The organism is Micromonospora sp. NPDC048986 (assembly GCF_040649335.1).
GTDB lineage: Bacteria > Actinomycetota > Actinomycetes > Mycobacteriales > Micromonosporaceae > Micromonospora > Micromonospora alfalfae.
In genome coordinates this window covers 205,025-228,309 of sequence record NZ_JBEZFJ010000001.1, presented here as the reverse complement: position 1 = coordinate 228,309, position 23,285 = coordinate 205,025, and the positions used below count along the sequence as shown (strand labels likewise).

The following is a 23,285-nucleotide window of genomic DNA, read 5'->3' as shown; positions in this document are numbered from 1 at the left end:
ACTGGGTCGAGCTGACTTCAGCATACGCAAGTCAGACCACCAGCGTGAAGGAACTTCAGTGACCACCAGCGCCACGGCCCCGACCCCACCCGGAGCGACAGCACCCGGGGAGACCCCACCAGGGCCGGCGGCCCCCGGGCCGGCCGTCCGTGCCCGCGCGTCAGTGCGCGGCTCCCGCCCGGTGACCCTGATCGCCATGTGCCTGGGCGCGATGATCACGTTCCTCCAGATCACCGCGACGGTCTCCGCGTTGACCACGATCCAGCGGGACCTGCGGGTCGACCCCACCACTCTGGTCTGGATCCCCAGCGCCTACACCCTGATGGTGGCGAGCGTCGTGTTGTCCGCGGCCACCCTGGGGAGCCGATACGGGCGTAAGCGCATGTTCGGCGCCGGGGTCGTCGCGATGGTCGTCGGCGCAGCCGTCGTGGCTGGCGCTCCGACCGTCGGGTGGGTGATCGCCGGGCAGTTGGTCGCCGGCCTCGGCGGGGCCCTGATCCTGCCGAACAGTCTGGCGATCCTCGGCGCGACCTTCACCGATCCGCACCGACGGACCGAGGTCATCACCGCGTGGTCGGCGGCCTCCGGCATCGGCCTCGCGATCGGCCCACTCATCGCCGGCTTCCTGTTGCGGCACCACCAGTGGCACAGCGTCTACCTGTCGACGATCGCGCTGGGGCTGGTCACCCTCGTCGTCGCCATCGTCGGGGTGACCGAGTCCCGGCCGAACGCCGCCCGACTCGACGTGCCCGGCCTGCTGCTGGGCACCGTCGCCATCGCGGCCGCCGTCTACGCGCTGATCCAGGGCGGCAAGGTCGGCTACACCAACCCGGTGGTGTCGACGGCCTGGGTCGTCGCGGTCGTCGCACTTGTCGCGTTCGTGCTGGTCGAGCTGCGGGCCAGCGCGCCAATGCTCGACGTGCGGCTGTTCCGGTCCGCGTCGTTCAGCGCCGTCATGGTCGTCGGCGCGGTGTCGCTGTTCGGTTTCACCGGCGTGGCGATCCTGCTGGTCCTCTTCCACGAACGTGCCCAGGCGCTCAGCCCGCTGGACACCGGCTGGCGCATGCTGGTGCTCTTCGGCACGTACGTGGTGGTCGCCTTCGGTGCCGGGCGCGCGATCCGTCGTACCGGATTCAAGGCGCCGTTGACCCTCGGCCTGGTCCTCGGTGCGGTGGCCAGCTTCGCGCTGGCCCACCAGGGGCCGACCACGTCGTTCGGTGACCGCTGGGCGCTGTTCGCGTTGTTCGGCGCGGCCAGCGGTCTGGTGGTGGCCCCGGCGACCGCGGCGGCGTTGGCCAGCGTCGCGCCCGCCCAGGCAGGCATGGCCTCCGGCGCGGTCAACGCCGCCCGCCAGGTTGGCTCGGTGCTCGGCTCGTCAGTGCTCGGCACGCTCCTCACCACCACGATGGTGGCCGACCTGCCGGACCGGCTCGCCGCGCACCAGATCGGCGAACCCACCCGTACCGCAGTGCAGGCGGCGGTGGCCTCCGGCGTCAACGGCGGCCAACCCCTGCCCGACCCGGTCCGGGCGGCGATCGCGGAGGCACTGACCTCCGGTGTCCAGGCCGGGTTGCGGGTCAACGGCGTCGTCTTCCTGGTCACCGCAGTGCTGGCGCTCACCCTGATCCGCAACCGGCCGCACCAGCACTAGCTAGGAAGCCAGCGCGTCCAGTTCCTCGATGGCGTCGGTCGGCAGTTTCAGGTCGGCCGCCGCCATGTTCTCCCGCAGGTGCGCCACGCTGGAGGTGCCGGGGATCAGCACCGTGGTGGGGGAGCGCTGGAGTAGCCAGGCGAGGGCGACCTGCTGCGGTGAGGCACCCAGTCGGGCGGCAACGCCGTCGAGCGTGTCGGACTGCAAGGGCGTGAACCCGCCGAGCGGGAAGAACGCCGCGAACGCGATGTTCTCCGCCGCGCACCGGTCGACCAGGGCGTCGTCCTGCCGGTTGGCCACGTTGTAGAGGTTCTGCACGGTGACCACCGGCGCGATGGCCTGGGCCTCGTCGAGCTGGTCGAGGGTGACGTTGCTGAGGCCGAGGTGCCGGATCAGGCCCTCCTGCCGCAGCTCCGCCAGGGCGGCGAACTGCGCACCGAGCGGCGCGTCGCCCGTGCCCTCCGCCACGCCTACCCGCAGGTTGACCACGTCGAGCACGTCCAGGCCGAGGTGTTTCAGGTTTTCCCGGACCTGGGCCTTGAGGTCGTCCGGCTCCAGAGCCGGGATCCAGGAGCGGTCGGCGCCGCGCCGCGCGCCGACCTTGGTGACCAGGTGCAAACCCTGGGGGTACGGGTGGAGCGCCTCGCGGATCAGCTCGTTGACCACCACGGGCCCGTAGAAGTCGCTGGTGTCGATGTGCCGGACGCCCAGGTCGACGGCCTCGCGGAGCACGGCGAGCGCCTGCTCGCGGTCGCGGGGAGGGCCGAAGACACCCGGGCCGGCCAACTGCATCGCCCCGTAGCCCATCCGGCTCAGGGTGAGGCCGTCAGCGGGGGTGAGGGCACCACCGGGAAGGTTCTCGCTCATCTCATCCTCTGTCAGTAGTCGTCGTGACATCTGGAGGGCCGCTTGGAACCGGCTCTCCGACGACTGTGCGTCGGCAGCCGCCCGGGCGGCAGGGCGAGCTGTTCCTGGTAGTGACACAGCCAGTCACCGGGCGGCCCGGCGATCTACCGTCGGTGGCATGGACGCAACGAACCCGCTCGGTGACTTCCTGCGCGCCCGCCGGGAGCAGACCCGGCCCGAGGACGTCGGGCTCGGCCCGGGCGTTGGCCTGCGCCGGGTGCCGGGGCTGCGGCGTGAGGAGGTGGCGATGCTGGCCGGCATCAGCGCCGACTACTACCTCCGGTTGGAGCAGGGTCGCGAGCGGCACCCGTCGGTGCAGGTCCTCGATGCCCTCGCCGGGGTGCTCCGGCTGGATCCGGAGGCGACCGCGTACATGATCGGGTTGAGTCGGGCGCGGTCGCGTCGGGCGGCCCGACCGGCCGCCGAGCGGGTCCCGGCCAGCATCCTGCACCTGCTGCGACAGCTCTCCATGCCGGCCTTCGTGCAGAATCGCTACCTCGACATCCTGGCGTCGAATCTGATGGCGAGGGCGCTGTCGCCGAATCTCGCCCCGGGCGCCAACCGACTCCGCGCGGTGTTCCTCGACCAGGCCGAGCGGGAGCTGTTCCGCGACTGGCGGCAGGCGATGCAGAGCGTGGTGGGGCAGATGCGTGCCGACTCGGGCGGGGCCACCGACGACCCACGGTTGACGGCGCTGGTGGGGGAGTTGTCCCTCAAGAGCGACTGCTTTCGGCGACTGTGGGCGCGCCACGAGGTGCGTCGACGGGAGGGCGTGGTCAGCCGGCTGCACCACCCCGAGGTGGGCGACCTCGACCTGTACTGCGACAAGCTCGCGGTCGCGGGCGCCGACGGGCAGCTGCTGGTGATCTATCACGCCGAGCCCGGTACGGAGTCCGCCCGCTCGTTGGCGCTGCTCGGATCGATCGCCGCCAGCAGTGCTGACGACGTGCCGGACAGCCTCCGACCCGGCGATCCGGCCCGCCTCTATCCGCTGGAGTGACCAGGTCAGGGCCGCTGCGGGGTCGCCTGGGTGGGGATGTGCTCGTAGCGTTTGCGCATGGTCTCGCTGGCGGCCGGGCCGGCGGCGAACACGAAGTCGGCGTCGTCGAGCGGTCGACCGCTGTTGCGGTCCACGATCACCGGGTCGGCCTCCAGCCCGGTGGCCCGGTCGACGAGGATCATGCTGCGCTCGCTCGGATCGAGGCGTGAGTTACCCCAGGCGGCGAGGGCGACGACGACGGGCCGCAGGCTGCGGCCGAGGTCGGTGAGGACGTACTCGTATCGGTCGGGCCTGGTCTGGTAACGGCGACGTTCGAGCAACCCCTGACCGGTGAGGGTCTTGAGCCGGCTGGTCAGGATGCTGGACGAGACGCCCAGGTTGGCCTGGAACTGGTCGAACCGGGTGTAGCCGTCGAAGGCGTCGTGCAGGATCAACAGCGTCCACCACTCGCCCACCTGGCCCAGCGCGCTGGACAGCGGGCATTCGCGGTCCTCCAAGCGGATCTTCCCGGCCACAACTGCGCCCTTTCCCGACTAGGTGCTAGTGTCGAAGTTAGTAGGTGCTAGTTAAGAAGTAACTATACGACGTCCTGGTAGCGTGCGCCTCCTGCTGCCCAGCGACGTCCGGAAGGGGTCTCCAGCCGTGACTGTCACCCAGGCCGTACCGGCCATCATCCGCCGCTACTTCGCGCTCGCCGGCCGGTCCGACTCCGAGGACTACTTCGCCCTCTTCGCCGAGGACGCCGTGGTCGAGGACGAGTCGACCGAGTGGCGGGGCATCGAGGCCATCCGCGCGTGGCGTCGTGCCGTGCCGTTGGTGTCGTACGAGATCACCGACATCGAGGACACTCCCGCCGGCACCGTCGTGACCGCGACGATCACGGGCGACTTTCCCGGCAGCCCGTTCGCCGGCCTCCGTTACCGCTTCAGTGACTACGACGACACCGCGATCCGGCAGCTGCGGATCGCACCCTGAGGGTCCGCATCGCCCCCTGGCGGGCCGCATGGCCCCCGGCCGAGCGGGCGCGCTGGGCGACGGTGTGGCGGGCGTGATGACAGGTGTAGGGCTTGACGGCGCTTGTTTGTGAGTGCACACTTACAAACATGCGATCCACCGCCGAGGCCCGCCGGGTCACCGTCCTGAGCACCGCCGTGTCGGTGTTCGCACGCGCCGGCTTCCACGCCACCCCGGTCACCGCCGTGGCCGCCGCCGCCGGCATCTCCGAGGCGTACGTCTTCCGGCTCTTCTCCGGAAAGCTCGGCCTGTTCGTGGCGGCGGCCGGAGTGTGTTTCGACCGGATCGCTGACGCGATCGAGGCGGGTGCGGAGCGCGCCGGGGGTGACAGCCCGCAGGAGATCCTCGACGCCATGGGCGGCGCTTACGCGGAGCTGATCGCCGATCGCGACCTGCTGCTCTTTCAGGTGCAGGCGCAGGCCGTCACTGACATCCCGGAGATCGCCGAGGCGGTGCGGGCCGGCTACCGACGGGTCGCGACCCTCGTGCAGAGTCGGGCAGGGGCCAGCGACACGCAGGTGCAGCAGTTCTTCGCGTACGGCCAGTTGTGCCACCTGATCGTGACGGCCGGCCTGGAGCAGGTCCCGGAGCCCTGGGCGCGCGCCCTGACCGCCGGCATTCGCCACCCCTGACCGACCCGATGCTGGGCCGCTTCGGCGGCCCGCTCTTGTGACCCAACAAGTGTGTGAGTGCACACTTACAAACAAGGGAGAACCCGATGACCACCGACACGATCACCGAAGTGGTGCTGCCCGGCGTGGTGGAGCCCGATGGCCTCCTGCTGCACCGACGCGCGATGCCAGTGCCCGCCCGGGGGCAGGCGCTGGTCCAGGTCGAGGCCACCGGCATCTCGTTCGCCGAGCAGCAGATGCGCCACGCGCTCTACCCCGGCCAGCCGAAGTTTCCGTTCGTGCCCGGCTACGACCTCGTCGGCACCGTCCGGGAGGTCGGCCCCGACGGCGACAACGCACTGGTCGGCACGCGGGTGGCGGCGGTCACCAAGACCGGCGCCTGGGCCACGCACGCGCTTGTCGACATCGACGCCCTGGCCCCGGTGCCAGCGGGTCTGGACCCCGCCGAGGCCGAGACCGTCGTCGTCAACGGGGTGACCGCCTGGCAGATGCTGCGGGACGCCGACCTGACGGCCGGACAGACCATCCTCGTGCACGGTGCGAACGGCGGCGTCGGGAGCGTGCTCGTCCAACTCGGCCGACACCTCGGCCTACGGGTCATCGGCACCGCCGCCGAACGGCACCACGCCGGGCTGCGCGAACTCGGCGTCGAACCCCTTGACTACCGCGACCCGGAAATGGCGGCGCGGGTCCGCGAGCTGTCGCCGGGTGGCGTCGACGCCGTCTTCGACCCGGTCGGCGGCCCGGGCGTACGCACCTCGTACGTCCTGCTCGCCCCCGGCGGCAAGCTGGTCGTCTACGGCAACGCCGCCGCCGTCGGCACCGGGCAGTCGGTCGGGTGGGTCTTCGTGAAGCTGCTGACCCGCCTCTACACCTGGAACGCGCTGCCCAACGGTCACCGGGCCGGCTTCTACAACTTCTGGTCCGGCCAGCTCACCCGCCGCGCCGCCTTCCGCCGTCGGCTGCGTACCGACCTCGGCATCGTGCTCGACCTGCTGCGGCAGGGCGTGATAGTGCCGCAGATCGCCGCCCGCTACCCGCTCAGCGAGGTCTCCGCGGCACTGGTGTTCGCCGAGAACCGCAGCCGGGCCGGCAAGGTGGTGCTGGAGCCCTGACCTCCGGCCCGTCCAGGGCGCTGGTGCGGCTGGCCGGCGTGAGGGCGTACGGTGAACATGTCGCCCGGGGGACCCCGGTGGCCGCCAGACGCCGTCGCCACCAGCCCACCAGGGCGTTAGCGCTCATCTTCTCCATCGCCGCGACGTACCGGCCGTGTCGGCTGACCGCGGACCGCGTCCCGACCGACAGGTCGCCGCGTCGTCGGCGTCCGGCGGTCGGTTGCCCGACGCGCATTCGAGTTCATTCTCAGTGCACATTGTTTCGACGCTCAACTAGGGGAGTACCAGATGAGGATCGCCAGGGACCGAATCGTCGCCGCACTTCGCGACCGGGGTCAACTGGCTCGGGCCGCCTGGGTCGAGCGTGAACTGCCCGAGTGGGTGGACCCGGCCAAGCACTCCGGGCTGCTCGCCACCCTGGACCTCAACCCGGCTGACCTCGCCGACGCGCCATCCCCGTGAGGGTGGCGCGGCTCGGGCCGGCCGCCGGCGGTGTGATGATCGCGGCGCGCCCTGGCCCGGAGGCGACTCGGTAGGCGCCGGGTGCGCAGCGGGCGAGGTAGCCTCACCGCTCGCGCTACGTACTCCCGCGATCCGGGAGGACAGGGGGAGGTGGAGCATGGCCGACGTTGGCGAGGTGGTGCGTTGGTTGCAGCTCAACGCGCCCCGGGGCGGCCCGGACGAGGTGTCGCAACTGGTCTCCCGTGCGGCGCCCGCGATCGACGCCAGCGAGATGGTGATCTATCTGGCCGACTACACGCAGACCCTCCTCGTGCCGCTGCTCGGCGCGGGTCTGGACCGGGGCCAGTTGCCGATCGAGACGACGCTCGCCGGCCGGGCCTTCACCACCCTCGACATTCAACGCGCGCCCGACAACCCGGACCGGGTGTGGGTGCCACTGCTGCTCGGGTGTGAGCGAATGGGTGTACTGGAGATCGTCTCGCCGGCCGCCGCCGACGAGACGATGGATGCTCCGGCCTGGGAGGTGGCGGTCAACATCGCCCAGATCCTGGTCAACCGCCGGCTCTACGGTGACGTGGTCGAGCGGATGCGGCGGCGAATGCCGATGCAGGTCGCTGCCGAGATCGTGTGGGGTCTGCTCCCACCGCTGACCTTCGCCACCGACGACCTGGTGGTCACCGCCATCCTCGAACCGTGCTACGACGTCGGCGGCGACATCTTCGACTACGCGTTGAACGACGACGTGCTCAGCGTCGGGCTCTTCGACACCTGTGGGCACGGCATAAAGGCGAGCACACTGGCCTCGCTGGTGGTCAGCGCGTACCGCAACGCCCGTCGGTGCGGCCTCGACCTGGTCGACACGGCGATCAGCATCGACCGCTGGGTGCGGTCCGAGCACCCGAACTTCTTCGCTACCGGGTTGCTCATCGAGTTGGACCGACAGACCGGCCGACTCAGCATGATCAACGCGGGTCACCCCGGTGCGATGTTGCTGCGCGACGGCAAGGCCGTTCGGGAACTGCCCGGGCCGACAGTGTTGCCGCTCGGCCTGGGCCACCTGTCACCTCGCCGACCGCGGGTACACGTCGAGGACCTGCACCCGGGCGATCGCATCCTCGCCTACACCGACGGCATCACCGACGCACGCAGCGCCGAGGGGGAGCAGTTCGGGCTGGACCGGCTCGTCGACTTCGTCAACCGCGCCCTGAACGACGGATTGCCCAGCCCGGAGACGATGCGTCGCCTGGTCCGCGCCGTCGTCGGCTACCAGGACGACCAGCTCGAGGACGACGCGACGGCCCTCTTCGTGGAGTGGCGGCCTCCGCACCTGCCGCTCGCGCACCTCCGCGACCTCGCCGCGCTCCGATACTGACTCCACGCCGCAGCGCCCCCGACCACTCAGCCTGCGCAGTGGGATTTTGCACTCGCAGTGCACTTGTCTTCGATTGCGGGGCTGTCTAGCGTCACCTCATGGCTGACTCATGGACCTTCGCCGTGGCGCGTGACGACCTCGGGCAGACCACGCTCGTCGATGGCTTGACCCCCGCTCCGGCCGACGGCGAGGCGCTGCTGCGCGTGGACCGCGTCGGCCTCACCGCCAACAACGTGACCTACGCGGTGCTCGGCGACTCGATGCGCTACTGGCAGTTCTTTCCGCCAGCGGCCCAGGGCCTCGGGCCGCAGTGGGGCCTGCCACCGCTCTGGGGCTTCGCCGAGGTGGTCGCCTCGGCAGTGGCCGGGGTCGAGGTGGGGCAACGGATCTACGGCTACCTGCCGCCCGCCGGTCACCTTGTGGTGCGACCGGACCGGATCGACGCGACCGGGTTCCGCGAGGCGAGCCCGCACCGGGCCGAGTTGCCGTCGCCGTACAACGCGTACCGGTCTACCATCGGCGACCCCGCGTACCAGCGCGACCAGGAGGATCTGCTGATCCTGTTCCGGCCGCTGTTCTTCACCTCGTTCATGCTGGCCGACCAGGTCGTCGACAACGACTTCTACGGTGCCGAGGCGCTGCTGGTGTCGTCGGCGTCGAGCAAGACCGCGTACGCCGCCGCGTTCGAGCTGCACCGGCGAGGGCCGCGCCTGGTCGGTCTCACCTCACCGGGCAACCTGGCGTTCACCAGGTCGCTCGGCTGCTACGACGAGGTCGTGTCGTACGACGACATCGACGCCCTCGACGTGGCCCCGACCGTCTACCTCGACCTGTCCGGTGCGCCCTCGACCCGTGCCGCGGTGCGTCGTCGCCTCGGCGACCGCCTGGTCCGGGACATCGCGGTCGGGCTCACCAACCAGACGCCGAACGCCGACGCCGCCGAGGAGGTGTTCTTCGCGCCGGTGCAGATGCGCAAGCGCAGCCACGACTGGGGCCGCGACGGCCTCGACCAGCGGTTCACCGAGGCCTGGCAACGCTTCGCCGCCGTCGTGAGCGGCTGGCTCGACGTTCGGGTGGGTGCCGGGCCGGCGGCGCTGCAACACGCGTGGCTGGACGTTCTCGCCGGTCGTACGCCGCCACGGGTGGGCCACGTCGTCCAACTCTGATCAGGCTCAGGCTGCGATGTCCGGGTTGAGCTGGCGGCGCAGCGCGGCCAGCGAGCGGGTGATCAGTCGGGACACGTGCATCTGCGAGACGCCGATCCGGTCGGCGATCTGGGCCTGGGTCAGGTTGCCGTGGAAGCGCAGGCTCAGAATCTGGCGCTCGCGTGCCGGCAGCGTGGCGAGGGCTGGGCCGAGGGCGACGCGGATCTCGACGAGATCGAACTCGTGGTCGTCATCGCCGAGGGTGTCTCCGAGCTCGCGGCTGCCGTCGGCCCCGGTCGGCGTGGACAGCGACGTGGCCCGGTAGGCACGCGCACCCTCCAGCCCTTCCAGGACCGTCTCCTCGGACACGTCGAGGTGGGACGCGATGTCGGCGACTGTCGGCGAGCGGCCGAGGGTCTGGGTCAGGGCGCTGTTCGCCGCGCTGATCGACAGGCGCAGCTCCTGGAGGCGGCGGGGCACGCGCACCGCCCAGGTGCGGTCCCGGAAGTACCGCTTGATCTCGCCGATGATCGTGGGAATGGCGTACCCGCTGAAATCGACGCCGCGGTCGTGGTCGAAGTTGTCCACTGCCTTGATGAGCCCGACGAAGGCGGTCTGGGCCAGGTCGTCGTCGGGTGCGCCGCGTCCGCCGTAGCGGCGCGCCAGGTGCCGGGCCAGCGGTAGCCACGCCTCGATGGCGCGGTCCCGCAGTGCTGGGCGGCGGGGATCGTCCGCCGGGGTCGCCGCCAGGGTGGCGAGCAGCTCATCCGGGCTCTGGTCGCTGCTGCGCTGGCTGACGCGGCTGCTGGTCGCGTTCTCGACGATTGTGGACATGTGGTGATCCCCTCCCGCACATGCCCGTCGATCGGGTCGACCGGAAGGATCTCCGAACCGGCTGACGCCGGGGCGCACGTACGGGCGAAGGTGCGCTGTCGCAAGGCCACGAGCACGGGCCTCGCCACCGCGTCATGTCGTTCACTTGATGACCCGGACACTACCCGAAAGACCGACTATTTTCTAGCCGAAAGTATGAGGTTAGGCGTTTGGAAGGGGAGCGAGTGGGGATCAGCCGCGCTGATCCGAGGGGTCGACAGCGCCCGGCGTCGGCTGGGCCGGCTGCACCGCGAACGGGTGACGCAGTTGCCGCATGGCCTCCTCGCTGCTGTCGAAGGTCACCGCCGGTCCGTCCAGCACGTCACCGTGCGACGTGGCGAGAAACAGGGCGGGTCGAGAGTTGTCGTTCGATGTCATGCAGGGATCCTGTCTCTACGAAAGGGGTGCGTCCGGGCCTCGGCAACGTCGGCCGTGCGACCCGGTGACGCTTCGGCGCACTCGTTGGTGCCCGAACGCTGGTGTCCTGTGCACGGGCGAGCGCCCGGCGACACCGACACCCCGCACCATACCCGGCGCCGCCGACACATATGCGCCGCCGACGGACCCGCCTCGCTTGTGACGAACCGGCCGCCCGGGAATTCTGTAATCCCACCCGCTGCCGCGAGTCTCCGATCTTGAGGGCGGTCAGCACACCCAGCGTGGCTGCCGCGCGGATGAGCACCCAAGGAGTGGACCCATGTCGTCAGCCGGTCGAGCACTGCCCGACGTCGGGTTGGTCGTCGCGGCCCGGCAGGGTGACCAGCGCGCTCTCGACGACGTCGTCGCGGCCTCGCTCCCGCTGGTCTACAACATCGTCGGGCGTGCGCTGCGCGGGCACGCCGACGTCGACGACGTGGTCCAGGAGACGTTGGTACGGGTGATCCGGTACCTGCCCGCGCTCAACGACCCGGCGGCATACCGGTCCTGGCTGGTGGCGATCGCCATCCGCCAGGTGCGTGACTGGGAGACGCGCCGCCGAGTCGCGCTCAACCGCGACGCCGGGCTGGACGCGATCCACAACGTGCCCGACCCGGCCTCCGACTTCGCGGGGATGACCATCCTCCGGCTCGGCCTCACCGACCAACGACGCGAGGTGGCCGAGGCGACCCGCTGGCTCGACCCGGACGACCAGGAGCTGCTCTCACTGTGGTGGCTGGAGGAGACCGGCGAGATCACCCGCAACGAGGTCGCCGACGCGCTCGGGTTGTCACCCGGGCACGTCGCGGTGCGGATCCATCGGATGAAGGAGCAGATCCAGAGCGCCCGTGGCGTCGTCCGCGCGCTCCGCGCCCGCCCCGGCTGCCCGGACCTGGGAACCGTGACCGCCGAGTGGGACGGCACGCCCAGCTCGCTGTGGCGCAAGCGACTGGCTCGACACGTCCGCGACTGCGCGTTCTGCGGACGGCTGGGAACCACCCTCCTGCCGATCGACCGGTTGCTGGCCGGTATGCCGCTGTTGCCGCTCCCGGCGGGTCTCGGCGCCCACCTGCCGGGCGCGGCGGCCCCCGCCGCCGCGCAGGCCGTCGTACCCCCGACCCCGGCGGCCGGACCCGCCGCCGGGCCGACGCCACCCGGCGTGGTGTCCACCGATGCGGGCGGCGGCCCGAGCGTCGTCGACCTCGCGGTGAACCGGCCCCGTGGCCTCGTGCCGTCCCTCGCCGCCGGTGTGGCCGCCGCCGTCCTGGCCATCACCATGGCTGTGGTGATCCTGCCGGACGATCCGTCCGCGCCCTCGTGGGCGGCGCCGCCGTCTGCCGCGCCCACCGCCGTCGCCACCACGAGCGCCGCGCCCTCACCGAGCGCGCGGCCCTCGTCGAAGGCTCCGGTCGCGCCGGCGGTCAGCTCGGCCCGCAAGGGTGTCGGGGTGTGGAACTTCGCCGGAGCGAGTCAGGCGTTGGCGAACTCCAGGGCCAGCTGGTACTACACCTGGGGCACCCAGCACGCGGGGATCAGCACCCCGCGTGGTGCGACGTTCGTACCGATGATCCGCAGCGCGGAGAACGTCACCGCCGCGGAGCTGGCGCGGGCCAGGGCCGCCGGGCCGTACCTGCTCACCTTCAACGAGCCGGACCTGCCCGAGCAGGCGAACATGACAGTCGAGCAGGCGTTGGACCTGTGGCCGCAGCTGATGGCGACGGGCAGCAAACTGGGCAGCCCGGCGGTCGCCTGGGGCGGTCCGGACCCGCAGGGTTGGCTGGACAGGTTCATGACCGGCGCACAGGCCCGCGGCCATCGGGTGGACTTCATCGCGCTGCACTGGTTCGGCGCCGACTTCACGACCGCCACCGCTGTGGCTCAACTCCGGCAGTACCTCCAGGCCGTTTACCAGCGGTACCGGAAACCGATCTGGCTGACCGAGTTCGCGCTGATCCGCTTCGCCGGGGGCGGTTCGCAGTTTCCCAGCCAGCAGCAGCAGGCGGCCTTCCTCACGGCGGCCACCGCCATGCTCGGCCAACTCCCCTACCTCCAGCGTTACGCCTGGTTCGGGCTACCCGCCACGGACAAGGACCGGTCCGGGTTGTTCAGCGACGGGACCGGCGCGACGGTGGTCGGCCGCGCGTTCCAAGCCGCCCGGTGAGCAGTGGCGAACAGATGGACGAACAGGGCATGGCGGAGCGCGGAGAGCCTCGCGTACCTGCCGGGCGGCTGGTCGGCGTCGTCGCGACAGTGGTCGCCACGGCGGTGGCCGTCGGGCTCGGTCAGGGCTGGGGTCGCACCAACCAGGCACCAGCAGCGCCGTCGGTGGCAGCGTCGTCGGCCGCTGCGGTGCCGGCCGTGCCGGTGGTGCTCAACGGCACCGACGACGCCTTCATCCAACTGCTGATCCCGATGAACGAGGGCGCGCTCGCGCTGATCGATCAGCTCGACACCCGCCCGGTGGATCCGTCGCTGCGGACCCTTCTCGGCGAGGTCCGGAAGGCCCATCAGGCGGAGTTGCGGGACCTGCGTGGGCTGTTGGCCGCGGGCAACACCGCGGAGCTGAACATCCATGAGGGGCATCAGATGCCCGGCATGGTCACCGAGGCCAGCCTCGCCGAGCTACGTGCCACGTCCGACGCGGAGGTGTCGTCCCGGGCGGCTGGCCTGATCCGGGCGCACCTCGCGCAGACAGTGGTGCTGTGCCGGGGCGAGCAGACCGCCGGGGGAAGCCCGGAGGTGACGGCGCTCGCCGGCCGGATCCAGCAGGCGCGGGCCGCCGAGCTGAACGTGCTGGACAACCGGCCCGGCGCACCCACTGCCGCACCGGGCGGCTGAGCGCACCGGACCCCGCAGCGCGGCGCGGTCGCCGGTCGCGTGGTGGTCAGGCCGGCGTCGGGTGCCTCTCCGCGAACCGGGCGCGGGTCAGGAACGCGAGTTGGGCCCGCTTGTCCGGCATGTCGATCTCCGAGTCGAAGGTGAAGCCCTCGATCTCCAGCCGACGCAGGGCGAGGTGGTTGCGGACGTCCGGCTCCACCACGATCCGCTGGGCGGCCGGGTCGCGGAACAGGAAGCGGGCGACGGCCGGGCCAGCCGCGTTGGTGAGGCTGCGGGCGAGGCGTCGGTCGGGGCTGAGCAGCAGGTGCATCCCCACGTCGCCGGGCTGGACGGGGTAGCGCTCGCCGACCGGGTCCGCCTCGGGCTGATAGCTCTGGAAGAGGCCGACCGGCTCCCCGTCGACAGTGATCAGGTACGCGTGGTGCGTGGCGAGACCGTCCACAAAGGCATATATCTCGCGGACCTCTTCGACGGTGTGCGAACCCATGCCCCAGAAGGAGTTGCGGGGCCGGGTCACCCATTTGTGCAGGAGTGCGGCGTCCCGGTCCGGGTCGACTGTCACCAACGACAGCTCGCCGAGACCGGCGATCTTCTCCTGGTACGTCATCGGGCGCTGTCCTCTGTTCCATCCGGGGCGCAACTTAGGTTAACCTCCCCTAACCAAGGATGACCTTACCTGGAGGGGTGCGTGAAACGGAACTGGGAGGCCCTGGTCCTCAAGGCCATGGGAGGGCGGGACTTTCGGTTGACCGTCCTGAGCACCGAGTCGATCGACGGGCACTACCAGCGGCTCCTGCTGGACGGGGGCGGCCTGCTGGAGACGTGTGGGGTGCACCCCACGATGTGGATCCGGCTGTGGTTCGACAACGACGGCCGGGCCCACCAGCGTGCGTACACGCTGGTCGATCCCGATCCGACCACCGGCCGATTCACACTCGAATTCGCCATCCACGACGGGTGCGCGGCCCGCTGGGCCACCACTGCCGCTGTCGGCGACACCATCAGCGCGACAGTGCAGGGCAGCGCCTTCGAGCTGCCCGACCCCGCGCCCGAGCACCTCTACCTGGTCGGCGACGCGGCCTCGCTGCCCGCGGTGAACAGCCTTCTCGACGCCGGCGCCGACATCCCGGCGACGGTCTGGCTCGAGTACGCCCACGAGGGCGAGAAGGCACTCGCGCTGCGGGCCCGGGCGCACCACGACGTCACCTGGGTGCCCCGGCGCGACGCGGGTCAGCACCTCGTCGACACGGTCTGCGCGGCCCTGCCGACCAGCGACGCGGGCCACTACTGGGTGGCCTGCGAGGCGGCCACCACCCGGGGCATCACCCGACACCTCCGCAAGACGCTGGGCGTCGACAAGGACCGGTTGACCTCCCTCGGCTACTGGAAAGCGGCATGAAGGGCCGACTCGGCACCCTTACCGCGCTCTACGTCACCCAGTACCTCGGCGTCGGCTTCATCACCGTCGGGCTCACCGCCATCCTGCGCGACGGCGGCACCTCGCTGGACACGCTGGCGCTGTTGCAGATCGTCGGCCTGATCTGGCCCATCAAGTTCCTCTGGGCGCCGATCCTCGACCGGTACGGTTCACGGCACCGCGGCCACTACCGGTCCTGGCTGCTCGTGCTCCAGAGCGCCCTGGTGCTCGCCCTGCTGGCGCTGCTGCCGTTCGCCAGCCCAGCCGACGCGCTCGGCCCGATCATCGCGATCTGCGCCGCGTACGTGTTCTTCTCGGCCACCCAGGACATCGCAGTGGACGCCGTCGCGGTCCGGATGCTGGCCGACTCGGCCCGGGGCACCGGCAACGGCATCCAGGTCGCCGCGAGCTACCTCGGCAACCTGCTCGGCGGTGGCGCCTGCGTGCTGGTCTACGACCAGCTCGGCTGGGTGCCGGCGATCGGCCTGCTGGCCGCGATGACGGCGGTCGGCCTGCTGGTGGTGTGGCGGTTCCGGGAGCCTCCCCGTACCGATCGGGTGGAACGGGTCGGCGCGGCGTACCGGGCGTTGCTGTCGGTGTTCGGCCAGCCGGGCTGCCGGTGGTGGACCTTCGGCGTGGTGCCGCTGGTCTACGTCGGCGCGGGCATGGCGTACGCCCTTGTCACCCCGGCGCTTGTCGACGCGGGGTGGTCGTTGGGTCGGATCGGCGTCGTCACCGGCGTGGTGACCAGCGCCCCGGCCATCGTGGCGGGCCTGGTCGCGGGGCTCGGGATCGGGCGGTTCGGGCGCGCTGGCGTGCTGGTGGTCGGCGGCGTGGCGCTCACGGTGTCGACGTTGCTGCTGCTGCCGCTGATGAACGGCCGCGCTCCGCTGGGCGGAACGGTCGCCGCGCTCTGCTGCTTCATGGTGGCCTACACCATCGCCAACGTCGTGCTCTACACGGTCAACATGGACTACTCCCGGCCCGACACCGGCGGCACCGACTTCACGGTGCTGTCGTCGTTCGGCCTGGTCTGCTCGTTCGTGGCGGCGTCCATCGGTCTCGCGGCGGCCGACCGGGTCGGCTATCCGGCGGTAGCGGTCGCGGCCATCGTGCTGGTGGCCGCCGGGGTCGTCCTCGGCCTCGCCCACCAGCGACGATTCCCGCACCGGCCCGGCCCCGCCGTCGACCCGGCGGCCGGGCAACCCACCGAGCCGCAGGCACTGGACGGCGTCAAGGCGGTGGCGTGACCAGCGTCCAGCCGGCCACCGACACAGCGACATCGGCACTACTGCCACAGCGATGGCTCATCCTGGCCGTGCTGTGCGTCGCGCAACTGGTGGTGGTGTTGGACAACACCGTGCTGACCGTGGCGGTGCCGGTGCTCACCACCGAGTTGGGTGCCAGCACCGCCGAGGTGCAGTGGATGATCAACGCGTACGCGTTGGTGCTGTCCGGGTTGCTGCTCACCGCCGGTAGCGCCGCCGACCGGTACGGCCGCCGCCGGATGCTGCTCGCCGGGCTGGCCCTGTTCGGGGTCGGCTCGCTGGCCGCCGGTCTGGCCAGCACCAGCGGGCAGTTGATCGCCGCGCGGGCCGGGATGGGCATCGGTGGCGCGCTGCTGGTCACCGCGACGCTCGCCGTGGCGATGCAGGTCTTCGACGCCGCCGAGCGGTCCCGGGCGATCGGCATCTGGGCCGCCACCAGCGCGTTGGGCTTCGCCATCGGGCCACCGATCGGCGGCACGATCCTCGCGCATCTGCCGTGGGGCGCGATCTTCCTGATGAACGTGCCGATCGTGCTGGTCTGCCTGCTCGTCGGTCGCGCGCTGGTTCCCGAGTCCCGCGGGCCGGCCGGTGGCCGACTCGACGTGCTCGGCGCCGTGCTCTCCACCGCCGGCCTGACAGCGGTCGTCTGGGCGATCATCTCCGGGCCGGAGCACGGGTGGGCGTCGACCGAGGTGATCGGCGCGGCGGCTGTCGGCGTGCTCCTGCTCGGGATCTTCGTGCGGTGGGAGCGACGGATCGCGCACCCGATGTTGGACATGCGCTTCTTCCGGGACCGGCGCTTCGTCGGGGCGATCTCCGGCGTCGTGCTGATCACGTTCGGAGCCACCGGAGCGCTCTTCCTGCTCACCCAGCATCTCCAGTTCGTCAGGGGGTACCCCGCCTGGGAGGCCGGTCTGCGGATGGCGCCTTTCGCGCTGTCCATCGTGCTGCTCAACGTCAGTGGCGTCGTCGCGAGTGTGATCCGTCGGCTCGGCCTGGCTGTCGCCATCGCCGTTGGCATGACGCTTCTCGCGGCCGGTCTCGCGCTGGTCACCCTCGTTCCGTCCGACGGGTACGGGGTGCTGCTTGTCGGGTTGCTCGTCATGGGTGTCGGTTGCGCGTTGGCCAATCCGGCCATCGTCGAGGCGGTGATGAGCGCGATCCCGGCGGCGAAGGCCGGCGCGGGGGCGGGCGTCGACGGCACGATGACCGAGGTCGGCAGCAGCCTCGGCATCGCGGTGCTGGGTGCCGTGTTGAACGCCCGGTTCGCGGCGCTGCTGCCGGCGGCCCTGGCGGGCGCCGGGTCGTTTCCGGCGGCTCTCGCCGCCGCAGGTGAAGGGGCCGAACGGGAGGCAGTGACCGTCGCCTTCGCCTCGGCGCTGCAGACGGGGCAGTTGGTGGGCGCGGCTGCTGTGTTGAGCGGTGGACTGGTTGCCGCCGGATTGCTACACCGGGCGGATCGCACCAAAGCCGCATAATAAGGATAGGCTACCCTAATAGTCACATCGTGGTAGTCGACGGAGGCGGTATGCGGCTGTACATCACCGCGCTCAACCCCACCGACGCCGTCCTGGACGGGTTCCTCCCGGCGGCGGCGTCACTCGGGCTGGCGGCCACAGTGCTGACCGACCGGCCGGCCGAATGGCCGGCGGACGTGCGGGTGGCGCGCTGCGCGGTCCGCGACCCGGCCGCTGTGCTCGCGGCGGCGGCACCCGACCGAGCGGTGGCGCTACTGTCCAACAGCGACCACCTCCAGGAGGCCACAGCGATCGCCGCCCGAAAGCTCGGCCTGCCCGGCAAGCACCCGGACGCCGCCCGGCTCTGCAAGGACAAGGCCGCGGCCCGCCGGGCGATCGCCGCCGCGGGCCTCGATCTGGTACGCACCGGCACCATCGACCCCGGCGTCACGCCGGACGTGCCGACCGGGATGTTCCCGGCGGTGGTCAAACCCCGCGAGGGGGTGGCCAGTGAGGACGCTTACCTGGTGACCGACCACACCGAGCTGGTCGCCCGGGTCGCCGAGATCCGTGGCCGGCGGCCGGACGTGGCACTGGTGGTCGAGGAGTACCTCGCCGGCGAGCTGCGGACCTTCGAGACCCTCGGCGACGGCACCGAGCTGGCCTCCCTCGGCGGTTGGCGCACCGGCCTCGGCCCGCCGCCGACCTTCACCGAGGAGAGCCTCGCCTGGTCGCCCCCGGAGGAGCGGGCGCGCACCCAGCTGCGGACGCGGCTCGACGCGCTCGGAGTCGGCTTCGGCGCCTGCCACACCGAGTACGTCATCTCCGACGGCCGGGTCCGGCTGATCGAGGTGAACTACCGCCTCATCGGCGACCGGATGGACCTGATCCTCGCCGAACTGCTCGGTGTGCCGTTGTTCGAGTACGTCATCCGGCTGCACCTCGGCGAGCCGCTGGCCGCCCTCGGCCTGCCCGACACTGTCCACCGTCACGCCCGGGTCGAGTACGTCTGCGCGGACCGGTCCGGCCGTCTCGTCGCCGCACCGGGCCCACTCGACACCGTCCACGGCGACGTCCGGCTGGGCTGCCGTCCGCTGCGCGAGGTGGGCCGCACCGCCGAGCACACCGGCACGAACCGCGACTACCTCGCCGTGCTGCACGGAATCGGCCCCGACGAGGGCACCGTCCGGCAGGCGCTGGCCGCCCTCCGCAACGGCCTCCAGTGGACCATCGTCGAGTGAGCGACGACTGTGAGCGGGAGGTCTTCGCCCGGGTGCTCGACGCCCTGCTGCGCGAGGATCACCTCGGTCTGAGCAGCACGGGCCGACCGGACGGGCCCGACTGGTGGCAGGTGCCACACCCCGCTGGCCTGCTGCGCATCCCGATCCGCGCCGACGGGTTCCAGCAGGCAGTGCGCAGCGCCGCGCCGATCGTGCTGCTGGTGACCCGCGCCGGCCACGTGCGGCGTACGGAGACGCTGGACGGACTGTTGACGCTGCTCGCCCCGCACGACAACGCCGAGGCCGAGGCCGGCTGGCGCGACCTCGGCGTCGAGTGCCGCGCCGACCTGCGGGCCCGACGGCTCGCCGCCCGCGATTGGACGCTGGTGCTCACCAAGGTGGCGGCCGAACGCGCGCTCGCCCCGACCGGCCTGCCGGCGGCCCTCCTGGACGACGTGCTCGCCGCCCACCACGGCCACCCCGTCTACCCCACCGACAGGTGCCGGCACGGCCTGCGCGACGACGAACTGCTCCGGTACGCCCCGGAGCACGCCCCACGTTTCGCGCTGCGCTGGTACGCCGCCGCGGCCGACGACGTCCGACTCGCTGGCGAGCTACCAGCGTGGTGGCCGCGCGCGCCGCGACCCGGTCAGCTGCTGCTGCCGGCGCATCCGATCACAGTGGCCCGCGACGCGCTCCCGGTGCTCGACCTGCCGGTGACCCCGGTGCGACCCACCCTCTCCATGCGGACGGTGGCGCTCGACCACGACCCGTACCTGCATCTCAAACTGCCGCTGCCGACCGCGAGTCTCGGCGCGCGCAACCGGCGCACCCTGCAACCGGGCTCGCTCGCCGACGGCGCGGCCGTCGCCGCACTGCTCGACCGGACCGCCACCGCCGAACCCAGCTTCGCCGGTCGGATCCGACACGCCGACGAGAGCACCTGGGCGCACGTCGACGGCGACGAGCGCCGCGGTTTCCTGCTGCGCCGATTTCCGCGCGACCTGGCCGACGTCCAGGTGGTGCCGGTAGCGGCCCTCGCCGCCGCCGACCCGGTGACGGGCACGGTCCTGGAACGGATCAGCCCGCAGCGGCCCGTCGCACTGCTGGAGTCCTACCTGGACCTGCTGCTCGACTGGCACGTCTTCCTCTGGCTACGCCACGGAATCGCACTGGAGGCGCACCCGCAGAACATCCACCTGCTGGTGCACAGGGACGGCACTGTCGGCCTGCTCTACAAGGACAACGACGGCGCCCGGCTCGACAGGCGGCACGGCGGCACCAACGGGCTCGCCCTGCACGACGACCGGATGTGGGCGCGCGACCCGCACGAGTTGGCCGACGTGTTCATCACCATCACCCTGCACCTGGCCGCCGCCGCGCCAGTGCTCGCCCTGGCCGCCCGGGGACTGCCCGTGCCGACACCCGCCGAGGCGCTGGTGCCCCGGCTCGTCGCCGCCCGCGACCGCTGGGGCGACGGACCGACGGTGCGGATCTTCACCGAGCGGGTCCTGCACGCAACCGAGCTGCCCATCAAGGCGATGCTCACCGCCGGCACCCTGCTGCCCAAACAGCGGCTCGGCTGCGCCGACATCAACAAGTACTACCTGCGTACCGGCCCGAACTACCTGCGGGAGACACGATGACGAGCGCCCGGTTGCGCTCCCGGCCGGCCAGCGACACCGGTCAGCGCGCCGACCTGGCCGCAGCCCACGCCGTCTTCGGCTGCCTGCTGCGCGAGCTGGCCCCGGCCGACGGCGCCCCGACAGTGGTCGACGGCAGCGTACGGCTGCTGCTGCGGCACCTCGACGTCACAGTGCGCTGCGAGGTCGCGCGAACCTCGCCGCTCGGCGCGCACCGCTATACCGGCCCGGTCCAACGCAGGTCCGGCAGTGGGCGGTGGGAAGACCTGGACGCGGACGGGTTGGCCGCCCTGGTCGCCGCGGAACTCACCACCCGTACCGGCCTGGTGAACGACGAGTTCGCCGAGCAGGTCAGGTCCAGCCGGGACACAGTGGCCCGGCTGCTGGCCGACCGGCCGGCCGAGGATCCGACCCCCACCGGTGAGCCGGCCATCGACGCGTACGTCGACTCCGAGCAGTCGCTTGTCTTCGGCCACCCGCACCACCCCACCCCGAAGTGGCGCAGCGGTGACCCGGACAGTTGGCGGGCGTACGCGCCGGAGCTGCGCACCGCGTTCCGGCTGCACTGGCTGGCCGTACCGGACGACCTGATCGCCGACGCCGGGCCGTTCGATGCACTGGTGGCCGCCCTCGACCCGCCACGGCCCCCGCGCGGGCACCGCGTCCTACCGGTGCACCCCTGGCAGCTGTCGCTGATCCCGCCCACCCACTCCCGGCTGCGCAACCTGGGGGCGGCCGGTGTGCCGGTGCGACCCACGGCGAGCGTCCGTACCCTCTACGCCCCCGAGGCCGACCTGTTCGTGAAGACCAGCCTGCACGTGCGGATCACCAACTGCCTGCGCAAGAACGCCCGTTACGAACTCAGCGGCGCGGTGGCGCTGACCGACCTGCTGGCCCGGGTGCCGCTGCCGGACGGGGTGGGGCTGCTCGCCGAGCCCGCCTACCGCACAGTCGACGTCCCCGGCCCGGACGAGGCGTACGGCACGATCCTGCGCGGCGGGCTGCGCCCGCACCTGCGTCAGGGCGACACCCCGGTGCTGGCGGCGGCCCTGGCCGCAACACCGCTGGTGACACCGGATCCGGTGGCCTGGTGGCGCGCGTACGTCGGCCTGCTGGTGCCGGCGGTGCTGCGCAGCTGGCTCAGCCACGGCGTCGTGCACGAGGCGCACCTGCAGAACGTGGTCGTCGTGCTCGACCGGGACCACCGTCCGGTACGCATGCTGCTGCGCGACCTGGAGGGGGTGAAGCTGGACGCCGAGCGGTGGGGCACCTGGCCGGACGGCGTCCCTGCCCAGGTCCGCTACGGTCCCCGGGCCGCCCACCGCCGGGTCGTCTACTGCCTGTTCGTCAACCACCTCGGCGGGATCAGCGGGGCCCTCGCCGACGCGCGGCCGGGAATCGAACGGCGGCTGTGGCAGGAGCTGCGCGCCGTCGTCGAGGCGGTGTCCGCCGACCTCGGTGAGCCGGCGGAGCTGCGCGCGCTGCTGACCGGAGAGCCGCTGCTGGCCAAGGCGAACCTGCTGGTCCGGTGGCGGCGCGACGCCGACCGGGCCGCACCGTTCGTGCCGGTGCCGAACCCGATGGGTGAGCCACGATGACCCGACCGATCTACGTCCACGACCTCGACGCGCTGGCCGGGCAGGCCCGAGCCATCCGGGCGGCGTTGCCCCAGCCGGTCGAGCTGCTCTACGCGGTCAAGGCCAACCCGGACGCCGGTGTGCTGCGAACCCTCGCCCCGATCGTCGACGGGTTCGAGGCCGCCAGCCGGGGAGAGCTGCGCAGGCTGGCCGAGGTGCTGCCGGGACGGGCGCCGACCGCGTACGCAGGGCCGGGCAAGACCGACGCGGACCTCGCCGCCGCTCTCGCCGCCGGGGTGCACCGCATCCACGTCGAGTCACCCACCGAGCTGGCGCGACTCGGTGCGCTGGCCACCGCGGCGGGCCGGTCGGCCCAGGTGCTGCTGCGGGTGAACCTGCCGGTCGACGCGCCGGGCGCGAGCCTGGTCATGGGCGGCGGGCCCAGCCCGTTCGGCATGGACCCGGCCGACGCGGTCGCGTGCGCCCGCCGCCCGCCCGCCGGCATCGACGTACGGGGAATCCACGCGCACCTCGCCAGCGGGTTGGACGCGCCGCTCGCCGCGACTGTCGCCGCCGCCGTGGTCGGCTGGGCGGTGGCCGCTGTCGGCGCGGCGGAGGTCGACGTCGGCGGCGGCATGACAGTCGACTACGCCGACCCGGACGCGCGGTTCGACTGGGAGGGCTACGGCCAGGCCCTGGCGGACGTTCTCGACAGGCACCCGGGCGTGCGGCTGCGCATCGAGCCGGGCCGGTCGGTCACCGCCTACTGCGGGGCGTACCTCACCGAGGTCGTCGACGTGAAGCGCTCCTACGGCGAGTGGTTCGTGGTGGTGGCCGGCGGGACGCACCACCTGCGGACTCCGGCGGCGAAGGGGCACGCGCAGCCGTTCACTGTGCACCCGCGACAGGGTGCCGTCGGCCCCCGTACCGACGGCGGCCCGGTCACAGTGGTCGGGCAGCTCTGCACCCCGAAGGACGTGCTGTCCTTCTCGGCCACCGCGGGGCCGATCGGCGTGGGCGACGTGCTGGCCTTCGCCATGGCCGGGGCGTACGCCTGGAACATCAGCCACCGCGACTTCCTGCTGCACGAGCCCCCGCATTTCCGCACCGGTGACCTGCACAAAGTGGCCGCCGAGTGGGCGGACCGGCCGCTCGGGACGTGAGGCCGGGAGGCTCGACCGACTCGGTGTGTTATCGATAACATGCTATCTTTCACCCGGGAGTGAAGGGCACGCTCCCGGTCACCCGAGCCAGTCGGAGAAGACGCGCCGAGGGCCC

The 23,285-nt window shown here is 71.8% G+C and carries 22 protein-coding genes; 17 read left to right on the top strand and 5 right to left on the bottom strand.

The genetic code is table 11. From position 1 onward, the window contains the following. Nucleotides 1-58: 58 nt before the first annotated feature. Nucleotides 59-1,651, top strand: a complete 1,593-nt coding sequence (locus AB0B94_RS01050) for an MFS transporter (RefSeq protein WP_357266918.1) — start codon at nucleotides 59-61, stop codon at nucleotides 1,649-1,651. Here AB0B94_RS01050 and AB0B94_RS01045 read toward each other — a convergent pair whose 3' ends face one another. Further along, nucleotides 1,652-2,518, bottom strand: a complete 867-nt coding sequence (locus tag AB0B94_RS01045) for an oxidoreductase (protein ID WP_357266915.1) — start codon at nucleotides 2,516-2,518, stop codon at nucleotides 1,652-1,654. A 157-nt stretch (nucleotides 2,519-2,675) separates the two neighbouring features. Here AB0B94_RS01045 and AB0B94_RS01040 point away from each other — a divergent pair, with 157 nt between their 5' ends. Next, a complete protein-coding gene (locus AB0B94_RS01040) occupies nucleotides 2,676-3,557 on the top strand; it encodes a helix-turn-helix transcriptional regulator (RefSeq protein WP_357266912.1) in 882 nt (293 codons plus the stop codon). A 5-nt stretch (nucleotides 3,558-3,562) separates the two neighbouring features. Here the strand turns inward: AB0B94_RS01040 and AB0B94_RS01035 are convergent, their stop codons facing one another. Next, nucleotides 3,563-4,054, bottom strand: coding sequence for a helix-turn-helix domain-containing protein (locus AB0B94_RS01035; protein ID WP_357266909.1), 492 nt, complete (start codon nucleotides 4,052-4,054; stop codon nucleotides 3,563-3,565). A 145-nt stretch (nucleotides 4,055-4,199) separates the two neighbouring features. Here AB0B94_RS01035 and AB0B94_RS01030 point away from each other — a divergent pair, with 145 nt between their 5' ends. The 6 genes from AB0B94_RS01030 (at nucleotide 4,200) to AB0B94_RS01005 (ending at nucleotide 9,318) form a co-directional block, all read left to right on the top strand. Continuing rightward, complete coding sequence (locus AB0B94_RS01030; protein WP_357266906.1) at nucleotides 4,200-4,532, top strand: nuclear transport factor 2 family protein; 333 nt, start codon at nucleotides 4,200-4,202, stop codon at nucleotides 4,530-4,532. A 128-nt stretch (nucleotides 4,533-4,660) separates the two neighbouring features. Continuing rightward, entirely contained in the window at nucleotides 4,661-5,203 is a 543-nt protein-coding gene (locus tag AB0B94_RS01025; RefSeq protein ID WP_357266902.1) for a TetR/AcrR family transcriptional regulator, read from the top strand. 86 nt (nucleotides 5,204-5,289) lie between these two features. Next, on the top strand, nucleotides 5,290-6,318 hold the full coding sequence (locus tag AB0B94_RS01020) for a medium chain dehydrogenase/reductase family protein (RefSeq protein ID WP_357266899.1): 1,029 nt from the start codon (nucleotides 5,290-5,292) through the stop codon (nucleotides 6,316-6,318). 288 nt (nucleotides 6,319-6,606) lie between these two features. Next, the gene (locus tag AB0B94_RS01015; protein ID WP_357266896.1) at nucleotides 6,607-6,780 is read left to right on the top strand and encodes a hypothetical protein; all 174 of its coding nucleotides are present in this window, start codon (nucleotides 6,607-6,609) and stop codon (nucleotides 6,778-6,780) included. Between the two features lie 157 nt (nucleotides 6,781-6,937). Further along, nucleotides 6,938-8,152: a PP2C family protein-serine/threonine phosphatase gene (locus AB0B94_RS01010; protein ID WP_357266893.1), complete on the top strand. Its 1,215-nt coding sequence runs from the start codon at nucleotides 6,938-6,940 to the stop codon at nucleotides 8,150-8,152. A 98-nt stretch (nucleotides 8,153-8,250) separates the two neighbouring features. After that, complete coding sequence (locus AB0B94_RS01005) at nucleotides 8,251-9,318, top strand: DUF2855 family protein (protein ID WP_357266890.1); 1,068 nt, start codon at nucleotides 8,251-8,253, stop codon at nucleotides 9,316-9,318. A gap of 6 nt (nucleotides 9,319-9,324) precedes the next feature. On the opposite strand, the gene AB0B94_RS01000 is transcribed toward AB0B94_RS01005, so the two are convergent. Both AB0B94_RS01000 and AB0B94_RS00995 read right to left on the bottom strand, forming a co-directional pair. Next, nucleotides 9,325-10,131: an RNA polymerase sigma factor SigF gene (locus tag AB0B94_RS01000; protein ID WP_357266887.1), complete on the bottom strand. Its 807-nt coding sequence runs from the start codon at nucleotides 10,129-10,131 to the stop codon at nucleotides 9,325-9,327. A 231-nt stretch (nucleotides 10,132-10,362) separates the two neighbouring features. After that, on the bottom strand, nucleotides 10,363-10,548 hold the full coding sequence (locus tag AB0B94_RS00995; protein ID WP_357266884.1) for a hypothetical protein: 186 nt from the start codon (nucleotides 10,546-10,548) through the stop codon (nucleotides 10,363-10,365). A 319-nt stretch (nucleotides 10,549-10,867) separates the two neighbouring features. Between AB0B94_RS00995 and AB0B94_RS00990 the strand changes: the two genes are divergently transcribed. Continuing rightward, nucleotides 10,868-12,748 (top strand): sigma-70 family RNA polymerase sigma factor, encoded by a 1,881-nt coding sequence (locus tag AB0B94_RS00990; RefSeq protein ID WP_357266881.1) that lies wholly within the window; start codon nucleotides 10,868-10,870, stop codon nucleotides 12,746-12,748. Continuing rightward, nucleotides 12,745-13,425: a DUF305 domain-containing protein gene (locus tag AB0B94_RS00985; RefSeq protein ID WP_357266878.1), complete on the top strand. Its 681-nt coding sequence runs from the start codon at nucleotides 12,745-12,747 to the stop codon at nucleotides 13,423-13,425. The genes AB0B94_RS00990 and AB0B94_RS00985 overlap by 4 nt, the downstream gene beginning before the upstream one ends. Nucleotides 13,426-13,471: 46 nt before the next feature. On the opposite strand, the gene AB0B94_RS00980 is transcribed toward AB0B94_RS00985, so the two are convergent. Then, complete coding sequence (locus AB0B94_RS00980) at nucleotides 13,472-14,032, bottom strand: GNAT family N-acetyltransferase (RefSeq protein ID WP_357266875.1); 561 nt, start codon at nucleotides 14,030-14,032, stop codon at nucleotides 13,472-13,474. An 81-nt stretch (nucleotides 14,033-14,113) separates the two neighbouring features. Between AB0B94_RS00980 and AB0B94_RS00975 the strand changes: the two genes are divergently transcribed. The 7 genes from AB0B94_RS00975 to AB0B94_RS00945 are packed head-to-tail and all read left to right on the top strand — an operon-like array spanning nucleotide 14,114 to nucleotide 23,170. Beyond that, on the top strand, nucleotides 14,114-14,824 hold the full coding sequence (locus AB0B94_RS00975; RefSeq protein ID WP_357266872.1) for a siderophore-interacting protein: 711 nt from the start codon (nucleotides 14,114-14,116) through the stop codon (nucleotides 14,822-14,824). Further along, a complete protein-coding gene (locus tag AB0B94_RS00970) occupies nucleotides 14,821-16,092 on the top strand; it encodes an MFS transporter (protein WP_357266869.1) in 1,272 nt (423 codons plus the stop codon). Before AB0B94_RS00975 ends, AB0B94_RS00970 begins: the two co-directional genes overlap by 4 nt. Next, entirely contained in the window at nucleotides 16,089-17,588 is a 1,500-nt protein-coding gene (locus AB0B94_RS00965) for an MFS transporter (RefSeq protein WP_357266866.1), read from the top strand. The genes AB0B94_RS00970 and AB0B94_RS00965 overlap by 4 nt, the downstream gene beginning before the upstream one ends. 50 nt (nucleotides 17,589-17,638) lie before the next feature. Then, nucleotides 17,639-18,808: a siderophore biosynthesis protein gene (locus tag AB0B94_RS00960; RefSeq protein ID WP_357266863.1), complete on the top strand. Its 1,170-nt coding sequence runs from the start codon at nucleotides 17,639-17,641 to the stop codon at nucleotides 18,806-18,808. Further along, a complete protein-coding gene (locus AB0B94_RS00955; RefSeq protein WP_357266860.1) occupies nucleotides 18,805-20,433 on the top strand; it encodes an IucA/IucC family protein in 1,629 nt (542 codons plus the stop codon). The genes AB0B94_RS00960 and AB0B94_RS00955 overlap by 4 nt, the downstream gene beginning before the upstream one ends. Next, complete coding sequence (locus tag AB0B94_RS00950; RefSeq protein WP_357266857.1) at nucleotides 20,430-22,028, top strand: IucA/IucC family protein; 1,599 nt, start codon at nucleotides 20,430-20,432, stop codon at nucleotides 22,026-22,028. The genes AB0B94_RS00955 and AB0B94_RS00950 overlap by 4 nt, the downstream gene beginning before the upstream one ends. After that, complete coding sequence (locus tag AB0B94_RS00945; RefSeq protein ID WP_357266854.1) at nucleotides 22,025-23,170, top strand: alanine racemase; 1,146 nt, start codon at nucleotides 22,025-22,027, stop codon at nucleotides 23,168-23,170. Before AB0B94_RS00950 ends, AB0B94_RS00945 begins: the two co-directional genes overlap by 4 nt. The last annotated feature ends 115 nt before the right edge of the window (nucleotides 23,171-23,285 follow it).